At 35.6% G+C, this 22,022-nt stretch carries 18 protein-coding genes, 1 tRNA gene and 1 pseudogene; 12 read left to right on the top strand and 8 right to left on the bottom strand.

Translation table 11 applies throughout. From position 1 onward, the window contains the following. Positions 1-123: 123 nt before the first annotated feature. The 3 genes and pseudogenes from FK004_RS05515 (at position 124) to FK004_RS05505 (ending at position 2,045) form a co-directional block, all read left to right on the top strand. Positions 124-1,335 carry an IS256 family transposase gene (locus tag FK004_RS05515; protein ID WP_108735429.1) on the top strand — a complete coding sequence of 404 codons (1,212 nt, stop codon included), beginning with the start codon at positions 124-126 and terminating at the stop codon, positions 1,333-1,335. Positions 1,336-1,349: 14 nt separating this feature from the next. After that, positions 1,350-1,859: pseudogene (locus FK004_RS05510) on the top strand (SDR family oxidoreductase); the annotation flags it as partial. A 114-nt stretch (positions 1,860-1,973) separates the two neighbouring features. Further along, positions 1,974-2,045, top strand: a tRNA-Arg gene (locus tag FK004_RS05505). On the opposite strand, the gene FK004_RS05500 is transcribed toward FK004_RS05505, so the two are convergent. The 7 genes from FK004_RS05500 to FK004_RS05460 all read right to left on the bottom strand — a co-directional run bounded on the left by FK004_RS05500 (position 2,008) and on the right by FK004_RS05460 (position 10,533). Beyond that, positions 2,008-3,576 (bottom strand): recombinase family protein, encoded by a 1,569-nt coding sequence (locus tag FK004_RS05500; protein ID WP_108738762.1) that lies wholly within the window; start codon positions 3,574-3,576, stop codon positions 2,008-2,010. The genes FK004_RS05505 and FK004_RS05500 overlap by 38 nt on opposite strands. Positions 3,577-4,861: 1,285 nt before the next feature. Further along, the gene (gene istB / locus FK004_RS05490) at positions 4,862-5,599 is read right to left on the bottom strand and encodes an IS21-like element helper ATPase IstB (RefSeq protein ID WP_056251131.1); all 738 of its coding nucleotides are present in this window, start codon (positions 5,597-5,599) and stop codon (positions 4,862-4,864) included. A gap of 16 nt (positions 5,600-5,615) precedes the next feature. After that, positions 5,616-7,163 carry an IS21 family transposase gene (gene istA / locus FK004_RS05485; protein ID WP_108735486.1) on the bottom strand — a complete coding sequence of 516 codons (1,548 nt, stop codon included), beginning with the start codon at positions 7,161-7,163 and terminating at the stop codon, positions 5,616-5,618. 159 nt (positions 7,164-7,322) lie between these two features. Continuing rightward, positions 7,323-7,577 (bottom strand): hypothetical protein, encoded by a 255-nt coding sequence (locus FK004_RS05480; protein ID WP_108736361.1) that lies wholly within the window; start codon positions 7,575-7,577, stop codon positions 7,323-7,325. 107 nt (positions 7,578-7,684) lie between these two features. Further along, positions 7,685-7,948 carry a DUF6520 family protein gene (locus FK004_RS05475; protein ID WP_108736360.1) on the bottom strand — a complete coding sequence of 88 codons (264 nt, stop codon included), beginning with the start codon at positions 7,946-7,948 and terminating at the stop codon, positions 7,685-7,687. A gap of 545 nt (positions 7,949-8,493) precedes the next feature. Continuing rightward, positions 8,494-9,528, bottom strand: coding sequence for a MauE/DoxX family redox-associated membrane protein (locus FK004_RS05465; RefSeq protein WP_108736358.1), 1,035 nt, complete (start codon positions 9,526-9,528; stop codon positions 8,494-8,496). A gap of 240 nt (positions 9,529-9,768) precedes the next feature. After that, positions 9,769-10,533: an XRE family transcriptional regulator gene (locus FK004_RS05460; RefSeq protein ID WP_108736357.1), complete on the bottom strand. Its 765-nt coding sequence runs from the start codon at positions 10,531-10,533 to the stop codon at positions 9,769-9,771. A gap of 85 nt (positions 10,534-10,618) precedes the next feature. Here FK004_RS05460 and dinB point away from each other — a divergent pair, with 85 nt between their 5' ends. Together dinB and FK004_RS05450 are read left to right on the top strand one after the other, a co-directional pair. Then, complete coding sequence (gene dinB / locus FK004_RS05455; protein ID WP_108738761.1) at positions 10,619-11,800, top strand: DNA polymerase IV; 1,182 nt, start codon at positions 10,619-10,621, stop codon at positions 11,798-11,800. Between the two features lie 3 nt (positions 11,801-11,803). Beyond that, positions 11,804-14,869: a DNA polymerase III subunit alpha gene (locus FK004_RS05450; RefSeq protein ID WP_108736356.1), complete on the top strand. Its 3,066-nt coding sequence runs from the start codon at positions 11,804-11,806 to the stop codon at positions 14,867-14,869. 105 nt (positions 14,870-14,974) lie between these two features. Here FK004_RS05450 and FK004_RS05445 read toward each other — a convergent pair whose 3' ends face one another. Further along, positions 14,975-15,196: a helix-turn-helix domain-containing protein gene (locus tag FK004_RS05445; RefSeq protein ID WP_108736355.1), complete on the bottom strand. Its 222-nt coding sequence runs from the start codon at positions 15,194-15,196 to the stop codon at positions 14,975-14,977. Positions 15,197-15,258: 62 nt separating this feature from the next. On the opposite strand from FK004_RS05445, the gene FK004_RS05440 reads away from it, so the two are divergent. The 7 genes from FK004_RS05440 to FK004_RS05405 all read left to right on the top strand — a co-directional run bounded on the left by FK004_RS05440 (position 15,259) and on the right by FK004_RS05405 (position 21,854). Beyond that, positions 15,259-16,623: a hypothetical protein gene (locus tag FK004_RS05440; RefSeq protein WP_157956034.1), complete on the top strand. Its 1,365-nt coding sequence runs from the start codon at positions 15,259-15,261 to the stop codon at positions 16,621-16,623. A 2-nt stretch (positions 16,624-16,625) separates the two neighbouring features. Beyond that, positions 16,626-17,669, top strand: coding sequence for a hypothetical protein (locus tag FK004_RS05435; RefSeq protein WP_227871677.1), 1,044 nt, complete (start codon positions 16,626-16,628; stop codon positions 17,667-17,669). Between the two features lie 5 nt (positions 17,670-17,674). Beyond that, positions 17,675-18,667: a hypothetical protein gene (locus FK004_RS05430; RefSeq protein WP_108736353.1), complete on the top strand. Its 993-nt coding sequence runs from the start codon at positions 17,675-17,677 to the stop codon at positions 18,665-18,667. A 4-nt stretch (positions 18,668-18,671) separates the two neighbouring features. Beyond that, positions 18,672-19,163: a hypothetical protein gene (locus FK004_RS05425; protein ID WP_108736352.1), complete on the top strand. Its 492-nt coding sequence runs from the start codon at positions 18,672-18,674 to the stop codon at positions 19,161-19,163. A 918-nt stretch (positions 19,164-20,081) separates the two neighbouring features. Beyond that, complete coding sequence (locus FK004_RS05420; RefSeq protein WP_108736351.1) at positions 20,082-20,549, top strand: YqhG/Tai3 family protein; 468 nt, start codon at positions 20,082-20,084, stop codon at positions 20,547-20,549. A gap of 521 nt (positions 20,550-21,070) precedes the next feature. Further along, on the top strand, positions 21,071-21,475 hold the full coding sequence (locus tag FK004_RS05410; RefSeq protein ID WP_108736349.1) for a hypothetical protein: 405 nt from the start codon (positions 21,071-21,073) through the stop codon (positions 21,473-21,475). Continuing rightward, positions 21,414-21,854 carry a hypothetical protein gene (locus FK004_RS05405; RefSeq protein WP_170108545.1) on the top strand — a complete coding sequence of 147 codons (441 nt, stop codon included), beginning with the start codon at positions 21,414-21,416 and terminating at the stop codon, positions 21,852-21,854. Before FK004_RS05410 ends, FK004_RS05405 begins: the two co-directional genes overlap by 62 nt. Positions 21,855-22,022 lie beyond the last annotated feature (168 nt).

Raw genomic sequence — 22,022 nt, 5'->3', positions numbered from 1 at the left:
TTGTGTAAACGTAGAAATTGATTTTAATTTGATTTGAGATTTTAAGGCTTAGCCAAAAAACAACAGATCATTAAGTATAGAATTTAAAAGAACTACATTTAAATAATTTAAAAAGAGCGGATTATGATCGAAGATGGTAAATTACCCAAAGATTTTGCAAAGCAATTTAAAAACAAAGAAGACTTCCATACTTTTTTTCAAGACCTGTATAAACAAGGCATTGAACAGCTACTCCAGGGAGAATTGGATGCTCATCTGGGATATGAGAAGCATAATATTGACGGATACAATACAGGCAATAGCCGTAATGGTTCTTTCTCAAAGAATATAAAATCAGAGACTTTGGGCAATATGGTCCTGGCTATTCCCCGGGATAGAAATGGTGAATTCGAGCCTCAGGTCATCGGAAAAGGCCAATCGATGAGTGAAAAGATTGAAGATGCTATTTTAGGAATGTACAGTCGTGGAATGACCCGTAGTGATATTGTAGAACAAGTTAAAGAAGTTTATGGGATATCAGTAAGTGAGTCCACGATTTCGACCATCTCTGATAGAATACTGGCTGATGTTGATTTATGGACTAAAAGGGCTTTAGAACCACAGTATCTGATTGTTTGGATGGATGCTGTGCATATGAAAGTAAGAACAGATGGGAAATATGAAAACCATGCAATTTACATTGTAATCGGACTAAAAACAGATGGTAAGAAAGAAGTATTAGGAATGTGGCTAAATAAAGAAGAGTCGGCTTCATTTTGGATGACTGTACTCTCTGACATAAAATCTCGTGGAGTAAAGGATATTCTCATTGCCTGTACAGATAACCTTACCGGATTTACAAAAGCTATCAGAGGTGTTTTTCCAAATACAGAATCCCAGCTTTGCATTGTTCATCAAATAAGGAATAGCCTTAAGTTTGTAGTAGTTAAGGATAGAAAAGCATTTTGCAGTGCAATGAAAGAAGTATATACTGCAATAAATCAGGAAGAAGCCGTTTTAGCTCTGGCTGAATTTAAAAAAAACTGGGAAGCAAAATATAAATATGCCGTTTGCTCCTGGGAAAAGAATTGGGAAAATCTCATGCCTTTTTTGGCCTATCCTGCTGAAATCAGGAAAATAATGTACACCACAAATACAATAGAAAACTTAAACAGGGGAATTAGAAAATATACCAAAACAAAAGTGCAGTTCCCAGATGAAAAAAGCGTCAAGAAATCAGTCTATTTAGCAATACAAAATTGTGAAAAAAGCTGGATAAATGCAATACCAAGCTGGGGATTAATCATGAATCAGTTCTTGGTCATATTTGGAGAAAGGTGTAATATTAAACACTAAGAACTGTTTACACAAAATTTCGACCAGTCTCTGACCATTTGGTTTTTACAGCAGGGGAAAGCCTCCAACTGGGAACGATAGCAGCAACCGAAGTGGCTACGGCACGTGCCTTTTTTGACCTGCGGTATTGGGGCGCATTTACAGCCGTTAAATATGGCAGTCCCCACCTGCTTCCGGGTGGTTCTATTGTGCTGAGCAGTGGGATTGCAGCAGTGCGCCCGGCATCGGGTTGGGGATTAGGTGCCAGCATCTGTTCGGCTATGGAAGGTTTTACCCGTGCTATGGCAGTAGAGTTGGCTCCCATACGGGTGAATATCGTCTCTCCGGGTATCGTACGGACCAATTTGTGGGCTAATATGAACGACACCGACCGCGAAGCCATGTACGATCAACTGAGCCATTCCTTGCCGGTACGCCGGATTGGTGCAGCGTCGGATATTGCCAAAGCCTACCTTTACCTAATGCAGCAGCCTTTTACCACCGGCCAGGTATTGATAACCGATGGTGGCGGTGTATTGGTATAAGAGTGGAAGTTTATAAATAAGGTATAGTCCAATCTAATAATCTCCTATAATTCGCTCTCAATTTCTTCCCGGAATTGAGAGCTTTTTTTTACATTTGCAGTTCCTTAGAATTTCAGCCTCGTAGTTCAACGGATAGAATGGGAGTTTCCTAAACTTTTGATCCAAGTTCGATTCTTGGCGGGGCTACTACACCGGACAAGTAAGAAAACGACTTACTTGTTCGGTTTTTTTTATTCTCTAAGCCTTTATTAATCAGCAACATACTTTCCGCAATAACATTGGTTCTCGGGGTTCGATACGTGTATCCATCAAAAATCAATTTTTCAGGGTATATCGAACTTATTATTTTTCTCTTAATCTCACTATCTCCCTCTTTATATACGTTTGACAGCTTTGAAAGGCATGTTAGTGCATCATTTAGGCTTTTCTTAATATCATGAGTTTTTTCTTCAGTCATATAAGCTGATAATTCATCTTCTAATCCTTCTATATTCTTTTTACACTCCTCTTTTATTTCTCTGTAATCTTCTGCATCAAGTTTCTCTGCTAGTAGCAGTTCTCGTGCCTTTGTAAGTTTCACTGTAAAACGATCAATTTCTATCGCAATTTCACTTCTCCTTTTTTCGAATACGGAGCCAAAGTTTTTATAATTAAGCATCATAGCATCATGTAGTATCTCTTGAATAACAGTAGGAAATTCATATTTTTCCAAATCACTCTCAAATATTGCATTTGCCTTGACAGCACTTTTCCTAAACCCGCATTTGGGTATGCAGTGATAATAATAGTAATATCCTCCCTTTGAACCTTTTGAGGCACTGCCGGTTAGGTTTCTGCCACAGTCAGGACATACAAGAAACCCTCGTAGAGGAAGATTATCGTCTGACGATATTTTTGTCTGTGGCCGCGAATGCCTCACATTGGCATCAATTATATTCTGAACTTTATAAAATAATGCCTCAGTAATCAAAGGCTCATGCAGACCAGGGACAAAGTGAGCGTCTTCATCTTTAAATTTTCGAATAAAAACCTTTCCACAGTAGACAGCATTGCGTAGCGATACATGAAAAGCACTCTTGCTTATTTTTCGTCCGCCTCTTTTGTTGATAGCAAGTCGAACCTGATCCGCAGCAAGTACCCCTTTAGCAATTTCTTTAAAAGCCCACTGCAAATTGCTTGCTTCAGGTTCTTTAAGAGCTATGTACTTTTTACCATTTTCTTTTGTACGATTAATATAACCATATGGCGCAAGCCCCAATACCCTGCCTTCTTTTCTCGCGCGCCTCATACCATAAAAGGTATTCAGTGCTCTCCTGTCGTTCTCAACTTCCGGGGCCGCAAGATATATCGCAAGCATCATTTTGTTTTCTGGGATTGTTAAGTCAAGCGGCTGCTCTACTGCCTGTGGTTCAACACCAAGACCATTAAGTGTATTTATCATCTGATATGCGTCTCCTGCGTTTCTGCTGAAACGATCCCACTTAGTAAAGAGAATATAATCAGGTCTTATCTTGCTTTTTTTCAGACCGGCAAGGAGCCGTTCCCACTCTGGACGTTTAAAGGATTTTGCTGAATGATCTTCAAAAATAGCTGTATCGACCTGTATATTTTGGGTACTGCAGTATCTGCGCAGACGCTCATCCTGATCGCGCTGCGAGTATCCTTTATCCGCCTGCTCATCAGTTGAAACGCGGATATATAAAATTGCACTTTTCATAGCTTGAAAATTTCATTAATATGCTGTAAACTTTATACTTACAGTAGCTAAAGGTAGATAATTTAAGGGAGTTTGAAATGCTTTTTAATGACAAAGTATGTTAATATATGTAAGAAATTCATTATTAATACTACTTCTTCATATGTCACCTCCATTCCTGCGTCCTTCATTCTCTGAAAGGCATCTTCTATCGTAATCTTTTTTAACTCAAATTCATCCATCACCCTGCATAATTTAATAGTTCGACATAAATCAACTGTCGAATTTATTGCAGGATCGGCTTAGTTCTATCCAATTGGCATTCCCTAGTCTATTTTGGCTGTAAATGGCTTTACAACTCTCTCTTTCCAATCCCAGTATAAAAATTATGCAGCTTTTCCATTAAATACTATTTTCGAAATGTCTTTAATACTTTTATTAGCCCGTGTACAAGTAAGATAAAGCATAAAAGCTGTTTTTAGAATGAAGATGATTTCCTTGTCATCATGCTTATCATAATAAGGTCGACCCTCATTTCTGTAAACAATTTACCACAAAACCAGCAGTTGTCAGCCGTCAAGTAAAGCTTCTTTAAAATTCAAAGAAGAGTTTTTGTTTGATATGAAGGAATTGATGGAAAACGATAACAACTATTCAGGTGATGACGATGAAACACTTAATGGACCGGTGAACTGGAAAAAAAATATAAAAGCGTAAATTTTATTTTTTATTTAAGCTAGATTTCTTCAGTACCTTATCAAAATCTGACAGTGCTTTATAATTTTCTCTCATTTCCGTTACAGTATTTATATTCCATATACCCGGAGCATATATATCCTTCATTTTTACGTAAAGCTCGGCTGCTGTATGTGATTGTAAAATCTGCACATCACCATCATTATCAACGACTATCTTTATTAGCGTTGTGTTAATGCTTCGTATTGTGAAATAGCAGAGTATGAGATAGATATAACGCATTGCTAAAGATAAAAATTAATTATAATATATTGAAAATCAGACATCATAACAACCTCTTATTCTAAAAAAGCCCATGAAAATCAATGATTTTCATGGGCTTTTTTATATGCTATTCGGCTATATCTGCGATTCTTGAAAAAAAATGACATTCCTTTTAAGTCCTCACTGTGCAAATTCCGGTTATATTGATCACCCCATTCCGTTTTAAAGTGAGCACCTGATTCCAGTTCAAAATGACCACCTAATTCCGGTGCAAAGTGAGCACCTCCGTTTTGATTAAAAACTATATTTTTTCATCTGTTAATTAGTATTCAAATATAATAAAATATCACTCTTTGTTTATTCCTCTTTTCTTTCTCATGGATTCTCCATGTAATTCAAGCCTATGAGATTGGTGTATAAGTCTGTCTAATATTGCATCGGCTATCGTTTTTTCTCCAATTATATCATACCAGCCTTGAACTGGTATTTGTGATGTCACGATTATAGAGCCGTTATTATGCCTGTCCTCTATGATCTCTAAAAGAGTAATTCGGTTATGGCTGTCAAGTGCCTGGAGTCCAAAATCATCAAGTATTATAACATCCTGTCTTTGTATTTTGGTAAGTTCCCGTAGATAAGTACCATCTGCTTTAGCCATTTTTAGTCTAGCGAACAATTTTGAGGTATTAAAATAACTTACCTTAAAACCCTGTATACAGGCTTGATAACCTAATGCAGTACCTAAATAACTTTTACCGACACCGGTGCTTCCAGTGATTAAAATGTTTTCGTTTTTCTCTATAAATTCGCATTCTGCCAGACGCAGTACCATGTTTCGGTCCAGGTTACGTGATACATCAAAATTGATACTTTCAATATTTGATTTGTAATGGAATTTGGCATTAGTGATACTTCGTTCAATACGACGATTGTACCTTTCATCCCATTCTGCATCAATAATCATCGATACAAACTGGTCAAGGGTATAATGATCTGTTTTCCCGCTTTCAATGGCTGTTTTAAAAGCATTAAACATGCCATAAAGCTTCATTTGTTTCATTTTGGTTACTGTGGATTCATTCATTTTTTCAAGATTTAATTTAGTTATAATAGTGTTTTCCTCTTATGTTACTGTGATCGGGAAGTTCCTGCTCAGGTTCTTGATCAAAATCAATATGATCCAAGTTGTTTTCTAAAATGTTTTGTATGGTCTTAAAATTGTAAATTTTAAAATCAAGTGCCCGCCTGCAGGCATTTATTAATCGCTGTCTGCCTACCTTTTTTTCAAAATTCAGTATTCCTAAACAGCTTTTATAAGCCTGTTCTGGATGATTTCTGCTTTCGATTATCTGCATTATATATTCTCCTACTGACTCATCAATATTATTAGCCCATTCAATGAAGCGGGCAGCACTCCATTGGGCTACAAATTGATGTGTACTGGCTAAATGCTCAGGAGTTGTTGTATAGACATAAGGTTTGTAGTTTCTTGGATGTACAGCTATTCGATTGTATTTATAATAAATCTCTACTGTTGATTTGGTATATAACAGCTTGGCTTTCTTCTTTACATATTGATACGGAACGCTGTAATAGTTTTTGTCCTGGCTTAATTGAACATGACCGTTTTGCATTACTGTTGCAAAAGACTGGTATTTAATTTCAAAACGATCTTGTGGGAGTGGACGCAGTTTTTCTTTCTCGTCTTCTAAAAATAATTCAAAGCGGGAATAAGGGCGTCCTGTCAGTTTTCTGTTATTGTGAGAGTCAAGTAAATCCCAGATCTGCTGGTTTAATTCTTCCAGAGAAAAGAACTTAGTTTCTTTTATGGTTACATAAATCCTTCGATATAATATCTTAACAGCTCCTTCAACTAGTGACTTGTCTCTGGGCCTGTAAGCTCTGGCAGGTAAAATTGTGGTTTCGTAATGTTCTGCTAAATCAGCCAGGGTTTCATTGATTGTCGGTTCAAAACGACTGCTTTTTATTACGGCAGATTTTAAATTATCTGGAACAATGGCGGCAGGAGTGCCTTCAAAAAAGCGCATGGCATTTTCTACCGAGTCAACAAAGTTTTCCTTTTGCTGGCTCATGGAAGCTTCAGCATACGTGTATTGGCTAGCGCCCAATATTGCTACAAAAAATTGTACTTCTTTGACTTCTCCAGTATCTATATCAATAATTGAGAGTGTCTTTCCGGCATAATCAACATACATTTTATCACCAGCCTTATGGTTCATATGCATGACCGGATTAACTCGTTTGCCCCATATATTGTAATGATAATGAAATTGTGAAGTTCGATAACCATCAGGATTTACAGCAATATATTGTTCCCACATATGCTGTACGGTAACGCCAACTTTTTTTAGTTCACGTTCCATTTTAGGAAAAAAATCATAAAGTGTCTGTAATCTCGGGCTAATGGCCTCTACACTAGTCTGGGAGAATAAAAGTTCCAGCTCTGCATCGGTTTTTTGGTCGATTAATTCAAAGCTTAATTCGAGAACTTCAAATAAAGAAATATATTTCTTTACCGTATTTCTTGAAAGGGATAAGTAGCTACTTATAAATAACTTACTCTTTCCATTACAATAGAATTTAATTACTTTTCTAATTTTACTCATGTCTGTTATTTTGTTTGCCATAATCCGTAAATTTTTAACGAATGTATGGTTCTAACAACATGAAAAAATCAATAGTTTTTAATACTTAATTCACCACAAAACTTGGTGGTCAATTTGCTCCGGAATTAGGTGGTCAGTTTGCTCCGGAACGGGTGGTCAATTTACTCCGGAATTAGGTGGTCAAATTGACCGGTTTTTCCAACTAACAGAACTTACAAAATCATAAAGAAACAATGTTCCCTCTTTACACGCAAAACCAGGATTAGTTGTGCATAACGTATTCGATCTAAGGCATAAACCATCAAGATTATAATATCCCCACCTGTCGGCCAAAGCAACTGCTTTTTTGTTCATTGCATTGGTGCGTAATGCGCCGGATAAACCAAAAACTATAATTATGGCCGATGCTATCGATTTTAAAAATTTGTTTTTCATATTTATTAATTACTTTTTAACCTTTTAACTAATAGATAAGGCTATAACCCTGTTAATAAAATGCAGCCCAAATGGGCTGCATTTCTATTTGAACAAAATTTAATCAATTAAATTTTGTTCAAAGGATTTGGGCAGCTTGTAGTGCTGACAAAATCGTAAAGCTGAGCAGACCCTTGTTTACATGGAGTTCCCGGATCAGTTTTACACATCACATTGGTGATTACACAATTTTGACCTTCAAGGTGCGTGTAGCCCCATCTGTCAGCCAAAGCGACTGCTGTTTTGCCCATTGCATTTGTATGAGCTGCACCTGCCAAACCAAAAGCGACTACTGCCATTGGTAAGATGAATTTAAAAAACTTAGTTTTCATAATCGTAAAATTTAAAAGTTATGATTTACTCTTTTATACAGGTTTTCAATCTTATCCCTGAACCGGCCGGTATATTTTTATTGAAAAGTTTTTGTTTTGAAATTTTCGGTAACTGACTTTCTAAGTTTATAAGCGACAATTTTTGAACCAATAAGAGCATACAAATTATCATCATCGATATAAAAGCTGCGCATTTTTTTTCCATTAATATCGTAGATATAAAAGCTTAACAAGTAACTGTGGTTTTGTAAGTTATACAAATCAATAATACTGGCTTTCTTCCACATTATCAAGCTTTCATATTTCCCGGGTAAGTTGGATGAAACAAACAAATGGTTGCTAAAAACAGCACTGGTATTATTCACGATTAACGGTGGTGCTGCTAATTTTGTTTCGCCAGAGTCAGAGATCGTTGCAACCTTTATATTCGCATGTGTAGTGGTATCAATTGTATTTCCACGATAGAGAAGTTTTAAATTTGGGTCTGTGACAATATATTGGTTTCTATACCGGTATATATATATTATTTTTTTAAACCTTTTATCTTATAGCATCTGGCCATCCGTGTCAAAAACACCATCAATCTGCTTCTGTATTAATTTTGGCTCAAAGGCGATATTTATTGTATCGTTTAAATTAAATAAGCCAAGCGTATTTGTTTTTGTTTTTTTTAAAATAGTACGGAAAGCAATATGACTTGAATCTGTTGCTACGAATTGTGAGAAATATGGATCGCCACGCATAATGTAAGATGCTTCCCAATTCGATATAGTACCTTTAAAGATACATGGTACATTACCATCTATCAAGTAGAAATAAGGTGCGTCTATTTTAATCTGAATTGATGTAAATGGCAACTTCATTTTATTAATTTTTAAATTGTGGATAGTTTGTGTTTTCAACTTGTTGTCCATTTCCAAAATCTGAAGTGGGGCTGTGTAATTGCCGAGATAAATCTTGCCATTGTTACTACCTACAAAGTAATAAGAATCAGCCTTTAAGTCCATTTCTTGTGTCTGAACTGCGGGAAAATGTGGAAATCTCCGAGTAAAATTGTTATTGTGATGAATTAAATTTTCCGACATGTAGAATAATGCAAAAATGAATGCAATGCTAAGTAGACCAGTACATGCAATAAATATAAAATTAATTTTTTTTAAATTTGGCTGTGATATCAAGACTGCGATTATTGAAAGCAGAATGAAAACCAGATTAAATACCATATGCTGACTCCAAGACATATCTTCTAAAATTCCGCCACACGAACATGGTACAAATGAACTGAAATTGAGAATTATATAGATATAAGCTGTAAACATTACCATTAAGCTATATGCGAAAAAAAGTCCAAAGACTCTACTTTTAGGGACCAAAAGCAAGCCGCATATTATTAATTCAAAAGTTGGTACAGCAAGCGCAACATAATCAGCATAAGCACTTAATAGAGGAGATTGACCCAATTGCACCTTAAAGTTTTCGAAATCGAGTATTTTACTCATTGCGGCATATACAAAAAGTAAAGTATAAAGGAGGCAAATTATATAGACGATAGTGGTTTTATAAGAAACTGGTATTTTCATGTCTTAGTCTTTTTCTCTGTTGACGTTTATAATTAATAATCACGATAGGATTATTGTATTAATCACTTAATTATCACGGTACAAGTATTATACAAAGCGAAATTATGACAATAAATTTGAAGGATTGTTAACAAAAACGATCCAAAATTTGTAAAAAACGAGCATTTTTTCATTTTTTTAAGGAAATTCAAATAAAAAAAGCTGACATATGCCAGCCGAATTGTAAAAATTTCTTGTTTTTTATTTCTTATGCTGTAATTTCTGAATGTCATTCTTTAATTCCAAAAACATTTCCTCAATACTTCCCGGTATAACTTTTACCCGCTTAGTGTCCTTTTTTCCCAAATTGCATTTAAACTCCCATATCTGTTCAATGTCTGATGCCTTTACTTCATAAGGATTATAAAACGATTCGTCAGATTCAAGTGCCAATACATTTTTCTTGTTTTTGTTCAATCTTTTATAGACAATCCCATCATTTTTAGTCATAATAATATAAGTCCTGCCCGTAACAAGCTCGTTAAGTCTTTCCATATATTTAGCGATAATTACATCGCCGTTCTCATGCGGTGGCATGGAATCTCCATCAACAGTAAATCCCCTGTGCAGGCCAGAACCTAAAAAAGGCAGCGAAATACGAGGCAGGCTTTCAATATATTCCGGATCAGAATATCCGTTCATGTAGCCAGCCTGGGCTTTTTGCGTAACAATTTCTATAAAACTTTCACCATCATTATTCACTATAACTGGTAATAGAACCCTGTTATTCTCAAGCATAACCAATTCATCAATTTTGACTTTCCTTACGTCAACACATAGCAGAATGTCAATACTGACCTGATAATATTTTGATATTCTTTTCAATATTTCATAAGGAGCTTCAGAAGTCCCGTCTTCATACTTTGCATACCTCCCACGTGTTATTAGGAGGCTTATAGCGACCTTTTCCTGAGAAATTTTCTTTTTAAGCCTTAGGCTTCTGATGTTGTCGGAAAATAAAGACATGTTATTTTTGTTACAATTTGTATCAGCAAATATAATTTATTTGTTACAATCTGTACTAATTTTGTTTGGTACAAAAATGAAGGTTATGGGAAGGGCAATTGTGCACATGGATCTGGACACATTTTTTGTGTCCTGCGAGAGGCTTACTGATTCAAGATTGAATGGTATTCCACTGATTATTGGCGGAGGTGAAAGAGGTGTCGTTGCTTCATGTTCTTATGAAGCTAGGACTTTCGGAGTACGTTCTGCAATGCCAATTAAGATGGCGCTGCGTCTTTGCCCGCAGGCAAAAGTAATGAAAGGTGATATGGAATTATATTCTCGCTTATCCCATGCCGTAACTGAAGTTATTGAAGAGAAAGCACCGGTTGTGGAAAAAGCCAGTATTGATGAATTTTATCTTGATATCACCGGTATGGATAAATTCTATGGTTCTTATATATGGACCAATGAACTTGCCCAATCCATTACAAAGGAAACGGGATTGCCTATAAGTTTTGCGTTGTCTGTTAACAAGACTGTATCTAAAATTGCCACCGGAGAAGGAAAGCCTAAAGGAAATCTTGAGATACCAGAAAATATGGTTAGACCATTTCTTAATCCACTGTCCATAAAAAAAATTCCAATGGTTGGCGATGTTACTTTCCAGTTGCTTTCTCGTATCGGTGTCCGCAATATCCAGACACTTTCCGAAATGCCGGCTGAGGTACTACAGCAGATGATTGGCAAAAATGGTATTGAGTTATGGAAAAAAGCAAATGGTATAGATAATAATCCCGTTGAACCCTACACGGAACGCAAATCCATTTCTACAGAACATACTTTCTTGCAGGATACTATAGATCTTGGCGAACTTAAAAGTGTGCTACAGGGCATGGTTGAAAAACTGGCCTTTCAGCTTCGGTCTGAAGAATGGCTTACCTCAACGGTAGTCGTTAAGATACGCTATTCAAATTTCGACACGGAAACCAAGCAGTGTAAGGTACAGTACACTTCTGCAGACCATATACTGATAAAGAATGTGACGGAATTGTTCAATAAACTATTCCAGCGCAGAATGCGTCTTCGCCTGATCGGAATCCGCTTCAGTGGTCTGGTACGTGGTACTTACCAGATAAATATGTTTGATGATACCGAAGAAATGCTTTCGCTGTACCAGGCTATGGACAGGATGAAAACACGCTATGGCTTTGATGCCGTAATGCGCGGAGGTGGTGCCATTTTCAAGCCCAACAATAAAAATGAAATATTAAAGAGAAAAAAATAAGCCATGTACCTCAATTGCCACTCATTTCACAGCCTACGCTATGGCACTATACCAGTTGAAGAATTGGTACAGCTGGGGATTCAATGCAAAGCAGAATCTATGGCACTTACTGACATCAATACGGTAACAGGCATTTACGATTTTATTAAGTTATGTAAAGCTGCATCTATAAAACCACTTGTAGGAATTGAATTTCGGTGCCAGCATACATTGCGATATATTGGTCTAGCCCTAAACCGCGAAGGCTTAGGAGAAATGAACCGATTTTTGACAAAGCATAATTTTGAGGATTCACCGCTTCCAATCCTTGCGCCGGCTTTCGATAATGTTATCGTAATTTATCCTATCAGCAATGCCCCGTCTAACCTACAAGAAAATGAATACATCGGGATCAAGCCTGAAGAGCTTCTTATATTATATAAAGAAAAATGGAAAAACAGGTTAGAGAAAATGGTGATGCTTCATCCTGTTACAATTAGGAATAAAAAAGAATATAACCTTCATAAAATATTACGTGCTATCGATCTAAACGTGCTTGGGTCAAAATTAACTGCGGAGGATTATTGCAATGATTCAGAAACAATGCTGCCTCTTTCAGAAATATTGGAAAAATATACGCATTATCCAACTATCGTTCAAAATACTCAAAGTATCATCGACCAGTGCAATTTTGAATATGAATTCGGAATACCACGTAATAAGAAATACTACACCAAAAATCGAAATGAGGATATGAAACTCCTCAGACAGATTGCCCAACAAGGCATGGTCAAAAAATACGGTGCGGATAATACTGCCGCTAAGGAGCGAGTAGTAAAAGAATTGAAGGTAATTGAAGAACTAGAGTTCAGCGGTTACTTTCTCATTACTTGGGACATTATTCGCTACAGCAATAGCATGGGATTTATGCATATTGGCCGCGGCAGTGGGGCTAACAGCATTATCGCATATTGTTTGGGAATTACCGATATCTGTCCTCTCGAACTGGATTTATATTTTGAACGTTTCTTAAATGTAAACCGTAAGAGCCCTCCGGATTTCGATATTGACTGGTCATGGAAAGAACGTGACATTATATTAGAATATATCTTCAGCCGCTACGGAGCCGAACATGTAGCCTTTTGCGGTACCAATGTCGAGTTTAAATACCGATCAATTTTCAGGGAGGTTGGAAAAGTATTCGGGCTTCCAAAAGAAGAACTTGATGTTCTGGTTAAAAACCCTATGGAACTCCATGACACCAATAAAGTGGTGAAACAAGTACAGGAATATGGAATGCTGCTTGAAAAATACCCTAATCAAAGAAGTATGCATTCATGTGGCATACTCATTTCTGAAGAACCTATTACAAATTTTACAGTGCTGGAAATGCCACCAAAAGGATTTCCAATCGCACTGTTCGATATGCATGTGGCAGAAGATATTGGTTTTGAAAAATTCGATATTTTGAGCCAGCGCGGAATAGGCCATATTGATGATAGTGTCAAACTGATACGTAAGAACCGTGGCATCAATGTCGATATTAGGGACACATCGCTTTCCAAAGATGAGGCTTTATGCAATCAATATTTAAGTCGTGGTAAAACTATCGGCTGTTTTTATATCGAAAGTCCTGCAATGCGCGGGCTTCTTAGAAGACTACAATGCAATAACTACAAGATCCTTGTGGCCGCATCGTCTATTATTCGTCCGGGCGTTGCCCAAAGTGGAATGATGAAGGAATATATTTTCAGGCATAATAATCCAGACCTATTTGAGTACTTCCATGACGTATTTAAGGAGCAGCTCGGTGAGACGTATGGTATAATGGTATATCAGGAAGACGTAATAAAGATAGCCCTGCATTATGGAGGACTTCCCGCGGCAGACGGTGATATTTTGCGCAGGGCAATGAGCGGAAAAGGAAGGTCAAAATCCGCTCTTCAGAAAGTAAAAGATAACTTTTTTGAATGCTGTGAGCGTCAAAGCCATCCTTTGGAACTTAGCCAGGAAATTTATCGCCAGATCGAATCGTTTGCAGGATATTCCTTTTGCAAAGCGCATTCTGCATCCTATGCTGTAGAAAGTTATCAGAGTTTATACCTTAAGGTACATTATCCAATTGAATTTATGGTTGCGGTAATAAATAATCAGGGAGGTTTTTACAGAACTGAAGTTTATGTGCATGAGGCCCGTATGTCAGGTGCAATAATACATAATCCATGCGTAAATAAAAGCGAATATGAAACCACGCTTTATGGCATCGACGTTTACCTTGGGCTAATGCATCTGGAAGGATTGGAAGCTAAAATTGCTCAGCATATAGTTACAGAGCGTCAGTTAAATGGGGAATATATTTCACTGGAAGATTTTATAAATAGAATTCCGATTGGAATCGAGGGAATCCAAATATTAATATTTATCGGAGCGTTTCGTTTCACAGGCAAAACCAAGAACCAGTTATTAGTCATTGCAAGGCTGATACTGGTAAATTTCAAACCTGAAAATCGCAGTTTGATGCTTCTTCAGGAACCGCTACAGGAATACAGCCTCCCTGTATTGGAACGTTCAAACTTTGAGGATGCTTTCGATGAAATTGAATTATTAAGCTTTCCTGTTTCCTGCACGCCATTCAATCTGTTGCAGACAAAATTCAGAGGCAGTGTGATGGCAAAAGACTTATTAAAGCATCACAAAAAAACAGTAAAAATGCTGGCGTATTTGATTTCCCGAAAGCATGTTCCAACCAAGATGGGTGCAATGTATTTCGGAACATGGATAGATGTTGAAGGTGAGCTTTTTGATACGGCACATTTTACAGACAGTCTTAAAAAGTACCCTTTTCAAGGCGGGGGATGTTATCTATTGCTAGGAAATGTTGAGGTTGATTATCATTTTCCTACAGTAACAATAATTAAGATGGCAAAAATGCCCTTTATTCCAGATCCGCGGTATTCTCAAAGCAGTGAGAAGCAGTATGATATACATAGAAATATTCGGGAAGATGTAAGCATGACCCATAGAGCGCCGTACCCGCAGGAGCATGAGATAGGTCTGCCAAGACATAAGATGGGAAATGCCGAAAGATGATAAGTAAAGAAACCACGTAAAAATACTTATTTTTACTTTTTGAGGTTTTTCCGTAAGGATATAGAAAAAATATTTTGTATGTTCGCTTCGGAAAAGTCTTACCTACTAAAAGCTAATTAATTGCTTCATATCCACACCAAGTGCGTCAGCAAGATATTTGAGATAGATTAGGGACGGACTAATCCTGCCGTTTTCAATACGGCTGATATAGGAGATATCCAAATCGCTGTCAATAGCAAGCTGGGCTTGAGTAAAGCCTTTGTCTTCGCGAATTTTCTTAAGGTTGGCTCCAAAATTTTGTAAATATTCTTTGTCTTTGTCCCGCACAGGACAAAATTGAGAGTTCTAATAATAAATACTATAGGACGTACGTCCAAGTTAGGAATAAAGTGAGAAATAATAAATTTTCAACAATCCGTAAGCTTATAACCTTTAGCGTTGTACTGTTTACTGTATATTTAAATGGTCAAACAATAACGACACCTGGTTTACCAGAAATCAAACCTCCAGTACCATCTATTTATCCTTCGGGTATGGATAGTTTTCTGGCGCCTTCTGCAACTCAACTACCATCTACTGGTAAAAATTATCAGCAACGACAGAACGAGCAGATTATGAATGAGGTAGACCAGCATGAAAAGCTTCGTATAGAGACCTTGAATAGTGTGAAATCTGATATAGAAGAATTGCAGTCTACTATACAATATGACCTCCCCTCCCTGTTACAAATCCCTGGGACCGAGCGTTACAGAGAAGTGTTTGACAAGATGCTACATATTGATGTTGACAACTATTCGGTGAAAGATGTCAATTTCGATATTGAAAATGCTTATTTCGAAAACAAACTTGATAAAGTAGAATTTGACAAAGTTATAAAACAATCTGCTGAATTTATTTTGGCAAAAATGAAAGAGAGAAACTTTGATGCCAATAGTAATACAGCTAAAAACTTTATGCTTTTCGAATTCTTTACTCAACCGATGCAGATTAAAGGATTTAAAGAAAAACACTTTCCAATCAAATATGATTTTGAGGATTATTGGGGCAGAGAGAATTGGGCGAAAATGTTTGTAACTAAACTTTTAAAGACAAATACCGGACAATGTCACTCAATGCCATTGCTTTATTTGATACTTGCTGAAGCAATCGACGCAGAAGCTTATTTAGCACTTTCTCCAAATCATTCATACATTAAATTTCAAGATGAAAAAAGCAAGTGGTATAACTTAGAGCTGACAAACGGAATGCTTACCGTTTCATCTTTTATTTTAAACAATGGATATATTACTGCTGAAGCGATGCAGAATAAAATCTATATGCAAAATCTAACAAAACAACAAGTGCTTTCACAATTTTATACTGATTTAGCCAGTGGTTACATCCATAAGTTTGGCTATGATGAATTTGTTGATAAAGTAATTAATAAAGCCATTGAATTATATCCAACGAGTATCAATGCTAATATGGTTAAAGCAAATTATAATGAGGCACGGTTAAAATATGTTGTAAAAGAATTAGGAATAAATACACAAACCCAGGATGGAAGAAATAAAATATTAAACTATCCACAGGCAATTGAAATTTTACAACAAATGCACGCACAATATAAGTTAGTTGACGATTTAGGGTTTCAACTTATGCCCGCAGATGCTTATGAAAAATGGCTAAACTCATTAAAAGAAACAAAGAATAAAGAAGAAAGTGAAAAACTGGCTAAACAATTTAAAGGAACGATAATAAAATTTAAAAACTAATAATGACAAAAAGCACCTTCATACTTCTTTTACTATTGTTTTCAAAGTTTTATGCGATAGCTCAAAATAAGGAAAAACTATTTGAAGAAAGTTATACCCTGCTGAGCAGTATGATTCAAAATGAAAGCTCTTACAGTTTCAAGAAAGCCGTTTTCTCAGTTGAAAATGCATATTTAGATGGAAATTTGGATACTACATTTGTTGATAAACAAATTAACTTGATGCATGTATTAAGCAACTCAATCATACATAGCAAAAAACTTGATTATGCCGAAAGAGATAAAGATGTAGTTAACAAACGTGCTTCAATATTTTCAATATTATGTGATACTTTGCCACTTAGTATTGATGGTAAAATTTACAAATACGAGCCATTTGGTTATGACTTCAATGACGTTTTCGGACATAATGCTCCTGAAAATCTTTTCGTTTCAAAACTTGTAAAAACACATAAAGGTAATTGCCATTCATTGCCATATCTGTATAAAATCTTGTGTGAAGAAATTGGTATTGAAGCCAATTTAGCATTAGCCCCAAACCATATTTATATCAAACATCGAAGTTTAAAGGATGGTTGGTACAATACAGAATTGACAAGTAGGATGTTTCCAATAGATGCGTGGATAATGGCTTCGGGGTTTGTTCATGTCGATGCAATAACAAACGGCGTGTATATGAAAGCTTTAAATAATAAGGAAAGTATAGCTTTAGTATTGGTTGATCTAGCAAACAATTACAATTCTAAATTTCCAAATAATGATGGAATGTTTATCTTAAAGTGTACAGAAACTGCAATTAAAAACTATCCGAATTTTGCAACTGCTTTGATTTTAAGAGCTGAGACTCATTATAAGCAAATCGAAAAAAATGAAGATAAAATAAAACGTGATTTACTCTTTAAAGATTTACAAAAAGAGTACGAACATATTCATCAAATTGGGTATAGAAATATGCCGGAAGATATGTACCTCAATTGGTTAGTTTCTTTGAAAGAAGAAAGAAGTAAATATGAAAACAAAAAATTAAATACCTTTAACAAAAATTAATTCTTATGAAGAAGTACTATTTATTAATTTTTATTTTGTTCACAATCGGAACAGTATCTGCTCAGAAAAAAGAAAAACTTTCTAAAGAAGAAAAAGCCAGAAGAGAAAAAAATATTCAAGCAGGAAATCCTTTCATAAAATATGGTAGTAAAGCACAAGTTGCTACCTTAAGTAAGGGGAAATATTTAGAAGTTCAAGATCTTGATAGTATTGTAACGATTGGCACGATGCGTTGGCACGTTGATAAAAAAGAAATTGTTGGCAGAATCATAGTTGATACATTAAGTGTAGACGCACAACCGATTGGAGATACTGCAGGTAGATGGATGGCAATTGATCCATTAAGTGAAGAATTTTCGAGTTGGTCGCCATATAATTATGGGAAAAACAATCCAATGTCTAATATTGATCCTGACGGAAGAGCTGCTGACGACTGGAGAAATAAAGCAGGACAACTAGTTTATGATCCGAAAGCAAACGGAGGCAAAGGAGATTACACTGAGCATGCGACTAAAAATGACAGAAATATAGGGAATGCTTTACAAGAAACAGCTACGGGTAGAGAACAATTTAACAAACTTGTAAATTCGGACATTCCTACAACTGTAATAATAGATACTCAAAATACTCCAAAAGATGAAAATGGAAAAATGATTGCTGGTGAAACAGGGCCAGTACTTTCAAAGAATGGCAACGTAGCCCAAATGAAGGACGAAACAGGCAAGGTTGTCGGTTTGAAGCCCGCAGGATTTGAAATAACTTTGTATACAAAAAATGCTGGTGCATTAATTGATGGTAATGCCAAAGGTGGTGCAGGTGTTTATGGAAAAGAGTTGCCAAAAAACACAACTTTCACCCAACTAATGGGCGTTATTTTTGGACATGAAATAGAACACGCAACTCCACAGGATATGCTAAATGGATATAAAAATCCCAGCAATGAGGAAGGGCCTGCAACTAAAATTTCTGATAAAATTATTGACGAGTTAAAAAAATAATAAAATGAAAAACTTAATTCTCACAGTCGGGTTTCTATGGATGATGATTGGCATACATTCGGTAAATGCTCAAGCAGTGCCAGACTCGATTAAAATTACCAATGATAATTGTGCTACAAGATTAGCAAAGGAGTATATGCATAAAATGGGTACAATAGAACAAAACCAAAAACAAGATCCTTTATTAAGGTCTTCTGAATTATTAAAAGGGACTGATTTTGAAAAAGAATCAAACGGCGTTTTTTTAATATCAACATTTAATTCACATCGTCGCAAATTAATTGTTTTAAAGAAGGGAAATCAAATTAAGTTACTAACCTTTAGCAATTTGAGAGAATCGTTAATAGAATTGATTGCATTTCTTGATGATACTAAGTCTAGCAATGATGAATTATTGAATTATGTAGACGCTATTCAGACCTATCTAAAATACTCTAAAAACACAATTAAAGCCAATAATAAAATAGGCGATAGTGATTGGCTCAATTGTAATTAGAATCTAGACAGACACCAGCTATTGTATTAAATATGATTTTCAATGAGACATCATTGAAAGGTCTACACTATCATTTCTAAAATGGAGTAGCTTGAATACCATTAAAAATTTATATTATTATAATCTTTATCCTATCTTTTTAGTATTTTTAATTTTTTGAGTTAGTCTCTATTTCAAATACCACACTTTAATCCGACCAGTCTTTATAGGCTGGTTTTTTTTATTATTACGGCTTTTAACTATCTCAGTCCCCTTATCTTTTTCCGGAAACATCATCTAATAGAGCATGATTTAAATAGCAAGGGTAAAGTAGCGATTTAGAAATTGCTGAACGTCACTTAGAATATAAAAAACATGATGCATGGTAAAGGTTTTCTTTGCTTTACGCAGTTCATGCAATTGGTGGCATTTATCCAAAATCAGAGTTCTATATATCAGAGTTTTTAAAAATATTTAATATTTTTTCTAAATCTTCCAAGAAAAAGTTCGACATTTGTCCTGTCAAGGCTACTTCTTTTTTTAAATCATCTTATTGTGGATCGCATACGAAAGTGCTTCAACAATAGTTTTGACTTCTAAGGTTTCAAAGATTTTCCTGCTGTACTATTTTACGGTAGCGATTGCAACAATCAACTTTTTTGCAATTTTTTTTATCGTTTGCCCCCATGCGTACAACTGTATTACGGCAATTTCGGAGTACATTAACTTTGGCTTTACAGACAGTGCTCTCAAAATTGTTCCAATCCCGGTATTAAAATATCCCTTTAACCTGTGTGCTAATGTGGTTCGTTAGAGAAATAGTGCTAAAATTCGCATCGTACGGGTCAGCGCCAAATCTGAGGTTAATTTCGACGCATAAAAGCAGAGAGTTTGTGCGCTTTTTTGTTTATTTGTTGCGCTAACCTAATCCCAGATCTAATGCAAAAAATATGGAGTGCCCTCGTAATACTATCTATCGTAGCCTGTACTAATAAAGTTGAACCCCAAACTACTACTACTACCGAAGCTCCCAAAGAGCTTTCTACCGATCCTGAAAAAGAAGCTATCGCTATGTTAGAATCTTTTTATACCAAATATTTAAATCAATGCCTCGAATTGCCGGAATCCGCAGAAGACCAAAGAACTGCACTCTTACAAAAATACTGCACACCGGAACTGTACAAAAAAATAGCCGCTGCACAGTTGGATTCCGATCCGTTTCTAAATGCGCAGGACTGTAATCCGGAATGGCTCAAAACATTTAAGATCAAAAAGACAGCTGATAAAGACAGTTATACAATGTGTTATACCGCTACTGAAGAACCTGAACCCAACTGTGTCAATCTTGTAGTGATTGCGACCCCGGATGGCTTTAAAATAAGCGATCTGGAGTTGAATATTTTGTAGTGTCTTAGGTAGGGACACTATACCCTATTCAAAATAATCCCGTTGACCCTCTCTTCATGAATCTTATAAGTGCTATAAATCATTTTAAGCTAAGGAATACCCGATGGGTTCGAATCTATATTCCAATTGCAATTATAATTGTATTAATTATTACAATGATAATTCATTCCTATAGAGTTACTACAAACTTTTATAGGAACCCATCGAATTCAATTATTATAAATCGTAGTAACTGGCAAGTCAGATCTACAAGTTTTTATTTAGATAATGGAATACAAATAGACTCTTTTAGCGATTTTAAGTTTGATCTAAAAATAGGCGATTCTATAGTAAAAAAAGCGCAATCTAAAAAATTTGATGTTTACCGAAAGAATGGTGCCTTTAAGTATCAGTTAATACATGCTTATATTTATGACACAAAGACTTATTCTTTTTTCCATCCTGAAATTGACAAATAGCCATTAGTCTCTTTCACGACGCAATCAAAAGAATATTAAAAATAAAGATTTCATATCAAACCAATGAAAATTAACTCCTTCATCAAAAATAATTTTACCCTACAGCTTTGCATTGCACTTTTGATTTTGTTTGGGAGCATAGCCATTCTTAGCGTATATGAATATAAGAATGCTGATAAATTTTATGATAGTTCATTACATTCAATCATTGTAAAACGAAGTAAGTTGCAGCAGAAATCTACCGCATTTTATGTGGACAATGAAATACGTATAGATTCAATAGCAGGGATAGCTGAATATGACTTAAAATTAGGTGATTCTATTGTTAAAAAAGGAAAAACATTTCAATTTGATGTTTATAGGAAGAATACTACCTTTGGCTATCAATTAATGCAAACCTATTATTATGAAGACAATCTTTATTCTTTTCTCCATCCTGAGTCTAACACTCGTCAGTTGCAACATTAACGGAACGAATTTTAACGAAGACGCTGAGAAAATCAAAGCCGAAAAAGTGGCTGATCAACTCTATGAATCACTAAAAAATAAGGATTTAGATTCTGCTGATGCTTTATTCTCAGATGAGTTGTATAAAATAACATCTAAAGAGCAACTCAATCTTTTTTTTAAAAAAACAAGTGCACTTGGAACTTATCAATCCCGCAAGTTGATTGATTGGCAATCCACTAATACTGTAGGAACCAATTCACTATCAACTTGTACATTAGTATATGAAGTCATCTATGAAAATGATAAGTCAAAAGAAACCATTGGCTTATTAAAAGATGAAAATAAGAAATATAAAATAGTTAAATACAGTGTCAATTCTGATGGTTTATTTAAATAAAAGATGATCCAGAAAAGAAAAATCCCGGCTTTACCGGGATTTTTTTATACCTATAATTTTATATCTCTATCGCCTAAATCTATTTACACAATCATAATCTAGTCCAAACTGAATCTTATTGGTGATCTTATCAGAGTAAGATCTGGTTTACTATGCTCATTAAAATGC

Origin of the sequence: Flavobacterium kingsejongi, assembly GCF_003076475.1 — a bacterium.
Classification (GTDB): domain Bacteria; phylum Bacteroidota; class Bacteroidia; order Flavobacteriales; family Flavobacteriaceae; genus Flavobacterium; species Flavobacterium kingsejongi.
The sequence above is the reverse complement of the archived record's forward strand: the minus strand, read 5'-3'. Positions and strand labels throughout refer to the sequence as shown.